The organism is Kitasatospora sp. NPDC096077 (assembly GCF_040303245.1).
Lineage (GTDB): Bacteria > Actinomycetota > Actinomycetes > Streptomycetales > Streptomycetaceae > Kitasatospora.
The window spans coordinates 126,148-136,874 of record NZ_JBEOSV010000021.1 but is presented as its reverse complement, the minus strand read 5'-3'; the positions used below and the strand labels follow the sequence as shown (position 1 = coordinate 136,874).

Annotated in this window: 9 protein-coding genes; 1 reads left to right on the top strand and 8 read right to left on the bottom strand. The window is 74.4% G+C overall.

Annotated elements, in window-relative coordinates:
* Window positions 1–71 precede the first annotated feature (71 nt).
* From ABTZ03_RS20170 to ABTZ03_RS20160, 3 genes are read right to left on the bottom strand one after another with little or no spacing between them, the layout of a single operon-like run.
* Window positions 72–803, bottom strand: coding sequence for a hypothetical protein (locus ABTZ03_RS20170; RefSeq protein ID WP_350514372.1), 732 nt, complete (start codon window positions 801–803; stop codon window positions 72–74).
* Window positions 804–814: 11 nt separating this feature from the next.
* On the bottom strand, window positions 815–1,159 hold the full coding sequence (locus tag ABTZ03_RS20165; protein WP_350514371.1) for a hypothetical protein: 345 nt from the start codon (window positions 1,157–1,159) through the stop codon (window positions 815–817).
* Between the two features lie 8 nt (window positions 1,160–1,167).
* Window positions 1,168–3,369: a glycoside hydrolase domain-containing protein gene (locus tag ABTZ03_RS20160; protein ID WP_350514370.1), complete on the bottom strand. Its 2,202-nt coding sequence runs from the start codon at window positions 3,367–3,369 to the stop codon at window positions 1,168–1,170.
* Between the two features lie 375 nt (window positions 3,370–3,744).
* Between ABTZ03_RS20160 and ABTZ03_RS20155 the strand changes: the two genes are divergently transcribed.
* A complete protein-coding gene (locus ABTZ03_RS20155; protein WP_350514369.1) occupies window positions 3,745–4,521 on the top strand; it encodes a hypothetical protein in 777 nt (258 codons plus the stop codon).
* Between the two features lie 36 nt (window positions 4,522–4,557).
* On the opposite strand, the gene ABTZ03_RS20150 is transcribed toward ABTZ03_RS20155, so the two are convergent.
* The 5 genes from ABTZ03_RS20150 to ABTZ03_RS20130 form a co-directional block, all read right to left on the bottom strand.
* Entirely contained in the window at window positions 4,558–5,718 is a 1,161-nt protein-coding gene (locus tag ABTZ03_RS20150; protein ID WP_350514368.1) for a serine hydrolase domain-containing protein, read from the bottom strand.
* Window positions 5,719–5,776: 58 nt separating this feature from the next.
* Complete coding sequence (locus tag ABTZ03_RS20145) at window positions 5,777–6,130, bottom strand: DUF4190 domain-containing protein (protein WP_350514367.1); 354 nt, start codon at window positions 6,128–6,130, stop codon at window positions 5,777–5,779.
* Window positions 6,131–6,293: 163 nt separating this feature from the next.
* The gene (locus ABTZ03_RS20140; protein ID WP_350514366.1) at window positions 6,294–8,285 is read right to left on the bottom strand and encodes a YehQ family protein; all 1,992 of its coding nucleotides are present in this window, start codon (window positions 8,283–8,285) and stop codon (window positions 6,294–6,296) included.
* Window positions 8,282–8,974: a VWA domain-containing protein gene (locus ABTZ03_RS44260; RefSeq protein ID WP_502894522.1), complete on the bottom strand. Its 693-nt coding sequence runs from the start codon at window positions 8,972–8,974 to the stop codon at window positions 8,282–8,284. The genes ABTZ03_RS20140 and ABTZ03_RS44260 overlap by 4 nt, the downstream gene beginning before the upstream one ends.
* 473 nt (window positions 8,975–9,447) lie before the next feature.
* Window positions 9,448–10,611, bottom strand: coding sequence for a DUF5682 family protein (locus tag ABTZ03_RS20130; protein ID WP_350514378.1), 1,164 nt, complete (start codon window positions 10,609–10,611; stop codon window positions 9,448–9,450).
* Window positions 10,612–10,727: the final 116 nt, after the last annotated feature.

The window sequence follows — 10,727 nt, the reverse complement described above, 5'->3', positions numbered from 1 at the left end:
CGGTGACCGTCCGCGAAGGATCACGGCGGCACCGGGGGCAGTCTCCGGGCCGGGGGTCGGGGCCGGGAGGGTCAGGAGCTGCGTTGGGTGCGGGCGAGGTTCGTCGCTTCGGTGCGGCGGCGCGGGGACTGGACGTCCACCGGGGTGCCCGCGCCCTCGCCGGGGCGGGCGGCCCAGCCGCGGAGTTCGTCGGCGAGTCGGGTGACCCGGCGGTCCTTGGGGCCGGGCGCGATGTAGAAGAGCGATTCGTCGACCTCGTCGTCGTCGCCGCCCCAGCGCACGACGCCCCGGCACTCGGCGAGGATGTCCCGCAGCACCAGCTCCTGGTGGGCGAAGAAGCCGCCCTTCGCCGAGGCGCCGGGGCGGATGCGCACCGCCGTGCCGGAGGCGAGGTTCGACTCCGGCAGGGCCTTGCGCAGGCCGCCGATCTCCTGCCAGCCGAGCAGGTCGCCGCTGGGGAGTTCCTCCACCTCGTAGTGGAACCGCCGGATGACGTGGACGAGGATCTCCTCCACGTCGCCGATCCGGATGTCGACCGCGAGTCCGGTGCCCGCCACCTGGCGGGTCCAGACGGTGGAGACGTGGTTGGCCTCCTTCTCCAGGGTCCAGCCGTTGGCGCTGGTCGGCAGGTCCCGTTCCGGTTCCCGTTCGCGGGTTCCGGGGGAGGCGGGGACGTCCGCCGAGGCGGTTCCCGGGAGCAGGACGGCCGCGGCGGCGGCCGTGCCGATGACGGCGGCGCCCCTGACCGCGGTCCGCCGGGTGATCCGGGTGGTCCGGGTGATTCCGAGCTGCACGTCTTCCATTCCTATGTCTCCTACAGAACGATGATCAGCACGAGGGTGGGCACCAGGGTCAGCAGGACGCTCGTCAGCCAGTACCCCGCGCGGGAGCCGCCCGGGGCCGTGCGCCGCCGTACGGCCCGGTTGGCGAGCCACCACAGCGCGCCGGAGCCGAGCACCACCGGTCCGGGCAGCAGCAGCCACGGCAGGATGCCGTCGTTGTCCGTCGGCTCGCGGTCGGTCCAACCGAGCGCGGCGAGCGGCCAGTTGACGGCGAACTGGTAGAGCAGCCAGACCGGTACGACGCCGGGCAGCCCCAGCAGGAGGTTCAGGACGACGGCGGTCGGCGAGTAGCCGCGGGCGCCCGGAAGGGTGCTCATGGGGGTGCTCACGCGGCGCTGCGCGACAGCGCGTTGTAGCTCTCCAGCACGTTGTACAGGCCGATCAGCTCGCGGCCGTACTGCTGCGCGTCCTCGCCGAGGCCGTTGTACCGGGCCAGCAGGGCCTGGGTGTCGGCCTGGCCGGTGGTCAGGCTCGGGCGGGCGATCTTGAGCTGGTGGGCGTTGTAGACCGTCAGGTAGGCGACCGACCGGATGTTGTAGAAGGGGTCCTGGAGGTTGTCCCAGACCTCCCGCAGGTTGGGTTCGGCCAGCGGGGATCCGTTGATCAGGCCTTCCTTGAGGCAGTAGTTGCGGGCGGCGATGGCCACCCGGGCGAAGATCTGGCCCCAGCCGGTGCTGCAGTCCTCGGTGATCCCGTTGCGCACGGCGGCGTCGGCGACCGCGTCGAGCGGGTTCAGCTTGCGCAGTTCCCACAGCACGGGGGTCTGGATCAGGGCCTTGCGCAGCTTCAGGTCGCGGGCCAGCGAGGTGAACAGCCAGTCCGCGCTGACCACCATGTCGAAGGCCTTGGTGGTGGAGGTGCCGCCGAGGGTGGCCCAGTCGGAGTCGGTCCAGCCGGAGCCGCCGGTCTCCGGGACGCCGATCGAGGTGAGGTAGCTCTGCACGTCGCGGAGCATGGCGTCGCGGTGGGCGGTCTTGTTGAGGTCGACGTCGAGCCCGGCGACGGTGGCGGTGCCCGGGTCGAAGTCGCCCTGGCCGGTGTCCCGGCCGGAGGCGATGTTGTTGTCGATCTCGATGGCGCCCGTGCCCGAGCCGACGGTGATGGTCGAGATCTGGTCGAACGCCCAGTTGCTCGGCATCGGGTAGCCGAGGTTGCCGGAGAACCCGCTCGACATGTCGGAGACGAAGCTGGTCTGCGCGTAGCCCGCGTCCGCGACCCGCTGGCAGACGTTGCGCGGCCCGTAGACGCCCACCCGGTAGAAGGAGTTCTCGCTGATCGTGTGGTGGATGCCGCGGAAGTGCGGGAGGACGACGCTGGTGACCTCGCCGTCCATGGCGTCGTAGTCGACGGCGAAGTAGATCGTGGTGCCGGGCTTGAAGCCGTGGATGCGCGCCCACTCGATCGCGCTGAACGCGTCGCTGGTGCCGCGGGGGTAGCTGAAGTACTCCGCCGACCGGCTCCACGTCTGGTAGATCGGGAAGCAGCGCAGGCCGTACTCCTTGATGGTGGCCAGTTCGCCCGGCTGGATCTGCTTCTCCGGCAGGCTGGTGGTCGACGGGTTGGAGAGGTAGCGGCCGATGTACTGGTAGCCGGCGTCCTTGAGCGCCTGGGCGCGGGGCGGGGTGATCCTCGTGACGCCGTCGCAGGCTGCGCCCCGGCGGGTCTGGTCGCCGTAGGAGACCAGCAGCGAGGCCCAGGTCCGGAAATCGCCGGTACCGGTGACCGGCAGTCCCACGAAGGACTGGAAGGCCTCGACGCCGCTCCGCACCGCGGCGGTGAAGTCGCCGAGCGGGACGTCCCGCTTGTTGAGGATCATCGCCGCGGTGAACAGCGTCGACCAGGTGCCGGTGGAGCCGACCGCGACCGGGTGGGCCTTCAGCCCCGCCTGGGTGCCGGGACCGAAGGCGCCGTTCGCGGTGCCGTCGGCCATCCCGATCTCGTACTGGATCGCCAGCAGCATGGACCTGGCGACGTCCCGGGAGTGGTACCCGTCGCAGGGGATGACGAAGAAGTCCTTGCGGTTGACGTACCGGCCGTTCAACCAGCGCTGGATGGCCCGGATGCCGTCCGTGCCGCCGCCGACGGTCACGTACGCGTCCATGGTGAGCAGGCCCTTGACGACCTTCGGTTCGAGGGCGTCGCCCGGGAACACCGCGTCCAGGCCCATGTGGGACTTGAGCTTGGTGACGGCGGCCCTGACCCGGTCGTTGTACTTCCCGTCGATCTCGCCGCCGTCGTAGCCCTTGCAGTACAGGGCGGACTGGAGGATCCGGCAGAAGTTCGCGGATGGGACGGTCGAGCCGTCCAGCTTCGGGTACTTGGTCTGGAGGGTCGAGAGGGTGGTCGGGCCGAAGGAGTTCGAGAGCGCGGTGATGCCCATCTCGTACTGGAGCGCGCGGGTCAGCGCGTACATCGTCGGCCAGCCGGTCCGGCCGTCTTCCGCCAGCTTCGTGATGCCGAGCATGGCGCCGTCGTTGTACGTCGCGTTGATGAACTTCTGAGCCAGACGAACCATCTCGTCAGCCATGGACTGTCTCCTGTTTCCGGTGGAGCGCCGTCGACTCCCCGCCGTCGACTCCCGCCGCCGCCGACTCCCAGGCGACGTACGGGCGGAGGACGGCGGTGATACCCCCTGGTGAGGGCCGCGGTCTCCCCGCCGCGGCGCGGCCACGAACTTTACCAGCACTTTGGAAACCATTGGCAGGTCATTGGCTGGTCGTTGGCCTTTCATTGGCCGGTCATCGGCCCTGGAGCCGGGTCGGCACCGGGGCTGGCACCGGGACCGGGGCGGACTGCGTCCGGCCGGCACCGGACAACTGTCGGACCCATGCCGTACGTTCGTGCCGACCGAGTGCCCGAGCGCCCGATTGCCCGAGCGCGCCACCCCTGCCCGAGGAGACCCATGGCCGACACCATCGACTCGCTCGCCTCCCGCGTCCATGAACTGATGGTGGCGAACCTGACGAGTCCGGCGGCCCCGGCCGTCGACGTCGTCACGGGCTTCCAGGACGTCATCGCGCGCGCCACCGCGCTCGGCCCGGACGCGGCCTGGCTGGTCGGCGCCGGGCACAGCGGGCTCGCCACCGTGGCCTTCCTGCACGGCCGGATCGACCAGGCGCTGTTCCACCTCGACGCAGCCGTGACGGGCGGCTTCAACGACTGCGTGGCCCTGCACGCCGCCGCACTCCGGCCGCTGCACCAGGACCCGCGTTTCCGTGCGACCTACCAGCGGATCCGGATCACCCTGGCCGACCTCGACGAACTCGTCTGGATACACCAGGAGATGGCCGTCATGTCCCGGGACGCCGCGAGGGCCTCCACCGAGAACATCGGCCGCCGCGACACCGGGATCTCCGTGCTCCCCCACGCCCCCGTGCCGACCCGGGTGCCGAACACCCCCGGGGTCCTGATCGCCCGGATCGACCTCGCCGCCACTCAGACCGTGCTCCAACGCGCCCTCACCAAGGCGGACATCAGCCGCGCCGCCGGCAACGCCTCCATCAGCGCCGTCTCCTACAACTGGGACGACAGCCGCGCCCGGCGGGACTCCTGGCGGGCCGACGCCCTGGAGACCGAGCGCCGCCGGGCCGCCGCCGCCCGCGCCTTCGTCGAGCGCCCCGGCGTCAGCACGCTGGTCATCCCCTGCCCGCCGCTCGGGTCGCTCAGCTGCCCGTCCTGACCCGGTCCCCGTCTCGGTCCCGGGCCCGGCGCCGGTTCAGCCGCACAGGGCCGCGTCGACGGCGCCCTCGGCCAGCTGCAGGTCCGCCTGGCTGGTCAGGTCGACGGTCATCGTGACGCTGGCGGCGCGTCCGTCGTCGGTGGTGGCGCTCCACGTCCCGTAGCCCGGGATGCTGCCGTTGTGCCACCAGGCGGTCTTGTGGCAGGACAGCTGTGACCTCATGATCCCCAGTCCGTAGTCGTAGCCGGGCGCGCCCGTGGGGACGGTGGTGCGCAGCTGCGCGAGCTCGGGGCCGGAGAGGAGGCGGCCTTCCGTCATGAGTTCGGAGAAGAACCGGGTGAGGTCGGAGCCGGTGGAGACCATCGCGCCCGCCGCCCAGGCCGCGGAGGGGTCGATCTCGGTGACGTCGCGCAGCGATCCGTCCGGGCCGTCCTTGTGGTAGCCGTCGGGGTGGGGCCCTCGAAGGGTGGTCTCGGCGGGGGCGGGGAGGTAGGTGTGGCGCAGCCCGATCCTCTTGATGACGCGCTTGTCGAGCTCCTCGGCGAGGGGGCGTCCGGTGACCTTCTCCACGATCATTCCGGCCACCAGGTAGTTGGTGTTGCTGTACCCCCAACGCGTTCCCGGGGCGAAGGCGGCGTCGTGTCGCAGCGCGATGTCCAGGGTGTCGCGGGGGGAGAGGTAGTGGCGCTGGAGGATGTCGTCGTTGGTGTCGTCCTCGTAGTCGGGAAGTCCGCTGGTGTGCTGCAGGAGCTGACGCACCGTGATGTGGCGCCCGTCGACCCCTTGCCCGCGCAGGAGGCCGGGCAGGTAGGTCTCGACCGGGTCGTCGAGGCCGATCCTGCCCTCACCGACGAGTTGCAGCACGACGACCGAGACGAACGTCTTGGTGACGCTGCCGATCCGCACCTGGCCGTCCCGGGGCACCTTCGCGCCGGTGGCCAGGTCACCGACGCCCGCGGCGTAGGTGCGGGTGTGGCCGGCCCGGTCACGGACGGCGGCCAGCGCGCCGGGCGCGTGACCGGGGCCCACCATGGCGTTCAGGCGTTGCTGGAGGGCGTCCGGCCTGGCGGCCCCCGGGGCGGCGACGGCGGACGGGGCGAGCGTGCCGACCGCGAGGGCGCCGATGGCGACGGCGACGGCGGTGCGGGTCGTCCTGCGACGCAGGGTGCTGAACCGAAGCGGCGTGGTCGAGTTCAAGGTGTTTCTCCTCTGATGGTGTGTGCGGTTCCGGTGGTCGCCGGGGTTTCCGGCGCGGTCAGTGCTCGGAGAGGTTGCGGCGGACGCAGTCGACGTACTGGTGGAGGCCGTCGGGGCGGTAGCACTCCTGGGTGTGGTTCGCGTACCAGGCGAGGAAGGCGGCGGCCAGGACGGACGCCGCGATCGCGGCGAGCGAGAGCAGCAGGCCGACGATCGCGCGGCCCCGGCCGGTGCCGGTGCGTCCGGACGCCCGCAGGGCGATGCTGCCCGTGACCAGGCCGGCGGCCCCGGCCAGGCCGCCGACGACCGCGAACGAGGTGAGCAGGCCGAGCGTGCCCAGCACCACGGCCGCCGTCGCCGGGGTGTTGTGTGCTGCCGCGGGCCGGGCGGCCGTCGTTCCAAGGGTGTGCATCCGCTGTCCTTCGGTGATCGGCCCGGTCGCTCCGGGCCTGACCGATCCTGGACCACGGCGCCCCCTGCGCACCTCCCGGTCAGGAGGGAAGCCGCGCTCCCCCGATCGGGGGAGGGGCCGGGGGCGCGGGACGTCGTACCCGGCGTCCGTGCGGGGGCGTCGCTCAGGGGCGGCCGGCCGTCTCCTGGTGCGCCTCGGCGGTGACGGCGACGCGGATCGCCGCGTCCGTCCAGTGGTGGGCGGCGTCCGGGGCGTCCGTGCGGAGGGCGTGGGCGAGGGTGCGCAGGAGGGCGGCGGCGGTGGCCAGGCCGGTGCGGTCGAGCTGGGTGGTGGAGCGGTCCAGGCGGGTGAGGACGGTGTTGTCCGGGTGGCGCAGGCCGCGGTGGGCGAGGGCGGCGAGGACGGCCAGTGCCTCGGCGAGGGCGGCGGCGAGGGGGTCGGACATCGGCGGCGGGGCGGGGGTGAGGGCGGTGGGGTCGGCGCCGGCGGCGAGGTCGGGGACCACGACGGCGTCGCCGGCGAGGAGTGCGACGGGTTCCAGGACGGTGCGGCCCGCGACGCGCCGGACGGTCGCGCTGACATGGGTGACCGTGCCCGTGCCGAGCGCCGCGGCGAGTGCGTCGAGGGCGCCGGGGCAGGCCGGGTGGTAGTCGGCGACGAGGGCGGCCGGGGTGCCGGCGGCGTCGCGGACCGCGGCCTCCAGCCGCTGCTCGGCCGCGTCGTACCGGACCCCTTCGACGGTGGAGAGCCGCACCACGTGCAGGGACTCGGCGGCGACCCGCGGCCGGATCAGCCCGGGTGGGCGGCCCGCCAGGGTGCGCAGGTGGGCGTCGACGTCGGTGAGCAGCAGCGGGTGGGGCAGGTCGGTCCAGGCGGTGCCGACCGGGGTGACGGTGATGTCGGCGATCCGGCCCCGCCCGAGACCGAGTTCGCGGGCGGCGCTGCGCACGGCGCTCTCGCTGACCACGTTGCCGGTGGCGAGGGCAGCGAGGCGGTGGCCGGCGATGCGGCGGGAGGCAAGCGCGTGGCCCGTGGGCGGCCGTCCGTCGGCGGGGACGTCCCAACTGCGGCGCAGCACCAGGACGTTACCGGCGGCGGGGTGGGCGAGGTAGAGCTCGGCGGAGCGGGTCGTCGCGGTGCCGCGGATGCGGCAGCCCAGGGCGGTGAGGCGGACCCGGCGCAGCGGGGTCTCGGTGGCCTCGCGGATGCCGAGCACCTCGGCGCGCGAGCCGCCCGGGTGGGCGGCGGCGCGCCGGCGGGCGTGCAACTCGGCCAGGAGCAGGGCGAGTTCCTCGGGCCGGTGGTCGGCGGAGCGGGTGGCGTACGCGTCGAGCTGGCCGATGAGTGCGGCGACCGCGCCGGCCGGCCAGTGCAGGCGGCGCTCGGCGAGCTCGACGCGGACCCGGTGGAGGTCGGCGATGAGGACGGGCCCGGCGTGCACGGCGCCGTCGAGCAGCAGGGTGTGGGCGAGGTCGAGGGCCGTGTCCAGGGCCGGTTCGGCGTCCGGACCGGGGGCGGCGCCGAGGGTGACGGTCGGGTGGCCGTCGGCGGCGCGGAAGGCCCAGACCGCGAGGGCGATCATCTCGCCGCGGCGGTCCTGGGCCGCGTCGGTGACGGCGAAGCCCAGCTCGCCGGGGACGGGGAAGCGGACGGTGCAGGCGGCGAGTTCGGCGACCGGCTGGGGGTCGTCGGGGTGTGCGTGGTGCAGGCGGGCGCTGTAGCCGCGCTCCAGGGTCCGGCGGGCGGCGGCCACGGCGCGGGCGCCGACGGCGGCGGTCAGCGCCTCGTCGTCCAGCGCGCCGGGGGACCAGCAGGGGACGGGGACGGCGGCGGCATCGGGGGTCGGATCGGGTGAGTCGGGGGCGGCGTCGGCGGCCGCCTGCTGGTGGGCGAGGACCAGGGCGAGCCGGTGGCGGCACACGCCCGGGGCGGCGCAGCTGCAGCTGCCGCCGTCCAGCCCGGCGCCGGGCGGCAGTACGACGGCGCTGCCGTCGGGGCAGGTGCCGCGCAGCGTGCCGTCCGGGTCGAGCGCGGGCACCGGCCCCTGTCCGGCGGCGACCTCGCGGGCCGCGCGCTTGACCAGGCCCCGGTTGGACAGCGCGGCCAGCGTCTCGGTGTCCAGGGCCAGCAGGTCAGCCCGGGGTGCGGCGCTCATCGGCCGAGCCTCCCGGCGACGAACTCGGCCAGCATGCCGGGCGTCATGGCCCCCATGTGGGCGCCGGCGTCGGCGAGTTGACCGGCGAGTTCGCGGTCGTACGCCGGTGCCGCCTCCTCGTCCAGCGCGGCCAGGCCCAGGACGGTCGCGCCCTGCCCGGTCAGCGAGCGGACGGTGCGCAGCAGCCGGTAGCGGTCGCCGCCCTCGTAGAAGTCGCTGATCACCGCGATGATCGTGCGCCGGGGGTTCTCCAGCAGGCCGGCCGCGTAGTCGACCGCGCGGGCGATGTCGGTGCCGCCGCCGAGTTGGACCCGCATCAGCAGTTCCACCGGGTCGGTGACGTCGCTGGTGAGGTCGACCACCTCGCTGTCGAAGGCGACCAGATGGGTCTTCAGCCCGGGCAGGTTCCACAGGCAGGCCGCGGTCACGGCGGAGTGGATCACCGAGCCCACCATCGAGCCGGACTGGTCGACGAGCAGGATCAGCTGCCACTGTTCCAGGTGGCGACGGGTGCGGGAGTGGAAGTGCGGGCGCTCGATCAGGAGCCTGCGCTCGGCGGGGCGGTAGCGGCCGAGGTTGGCCCGGACGGTGCGGCGGAAGTCGAAGTCGCGGGCCAGCGGGCGTCGGCTGGGCCGGGAGGACCGGGCGCCGGTGAACGCCTGGCGCAGCTGCGGGGTGAGGCGCTCCATCAGCTGCCGCACCACCGTGGCGACGATCCGGCGGGCCTGGCCGAGCAGCTGGTCGTTCATCAGGTGCTTGGTGCGCAGCACCGCGCGCAGCAGGGCGGGGCTCGGCTCGACCCGCTCCAGCACGGTCGGGTCGGTGACGATCTCCTCGATCCCGTAGTGCTCGACGGCGTCGCGCTCCAGACGCTCGATCGTCTCGCGGGGGAAGAGGCGGTGGATGTCGTCCAGCCAGTCGACCGCGGTGACCTGGGACGGGCCGAGACCGGCGCTGCGCACGCCGCGCCGGTCGAGGTCCTCGTCGCGGCCGTACAGCCACTCCAGGGCGGCGTCGCGGGCGATGCCGTCGGGGCCGGGGCGGCCGGTCCACGGCTCGGCGGGGGAGCCGAGGACCAGGCGCCAGCGCTCCAGGGCGGGGTCGGGGGCCGTACCGGCGGTCGTGCCTGGTGAAGAGCCGCGGTCCGTGGCGTCGGGCCCGGTCACCGGGTGCTCCGCAGGCCGTGGCGGTCGAGCAGGGCGGTCACGTTCTCCTCCAGGGCGCGGGCGGCGGCCAGCTGCACGGGGTCGGCGGTGGTGCGCAGCAGGGCGCGGGCGGAGCCGCGCACACCGCGGCGCTCGATCAGCCGGCGGGCGATCCGCTCGCGTTCGCGCGGCGGGAACCAGGCGAACGCCTGGCGCAGGGCGGGGAGCGCGATCAGGAACTCGGCGTCGGTGAGCTCGGCGAGGACGGAGTCGACGGCGGCCAGCAGGGAGTGGTCGCCGGCGTCGGCGGTGACCTCCTCCCGGGCGAGGGCGAACAGTCCGGCCAGCCAGTCGCCGAGCGTGCCGACGTCGGCCGCGGCGCCGAGGGTGGCGGAGGCGAGGTCGACCTCGGAGCCGGAGCCGGGCCCGAGGGTGAGGTGGAGCCCGCGGGCGGCGCCGCGCAGGTCGGCGGGCGCGTGCGGGTCGCGGGCGACGCGCAGGGCGAGGGCGGCGGCGTCCCCGGCGGTGACGGTGAGCAGGCCCGGCGCGTGGCGCAGGGCGTCCCGGACGGCGGCGAGCGCCGTGAGGCGGGCGGGGTCGGCGCCGGAGCGGCCGTGGGTGCCCTCGGTCAGCCACAGGATCCGGCCGACCGCGCCGTCGACGACGGCGGCCAGCAGCGGGCTGCGGGCGGTGCCGTACACCCGGTCGTGCCGCCAGAGGCCGAGCGCGGTGGAGAGGACGGCGCCGAGCGCGCCGGGGTCGGGGTGGTGGGCGAGGGTGGCGGTGAGGGTGCCGAGGAGGCCGTCGGTGAGGGCGGTGGTGCCGCACAGGACGGTGTCGAAGAGCAGGTCGGCGAGCCCGGAGTCGGTGGGGTCGGTGGTGCGGGCGCGTTCGGCGAGGACGGTGCCGGCGGCCTCGTCGAGGGTGGCGCCGTACGCGCCCGCCTCGATCAGGGCGGCGTCGCGGCCGACGTCCGGTTCGCTCTCCCAGCGTTCGGTGGTGACCGGGTCGGCGCCGTGGGCGGGGCCGGCGGTGCGGCGCCGGCCGGGGACGGCGAGGACACGCAGCCGGTGCAGGGTCCGGCTGGCCGCCAGTCCCTCCTCGGTGGTCAGGTCGCAGGTCAGCGGGCGGTCGCCGGCCGCGCCGATGGCGGCGAGCCGGGCGGCGGTGTCGTGGACCAGCGGCGGGGCGGGGGTGTCGGGGTGCAGCCGCCCGGTGCGGGTGCCGCTGCAGGCGGCGACCGTCTCGATCGACCACGACCGGGTGGCTGCCGGGCGCCAGCGGGGCGCGCCGGGAC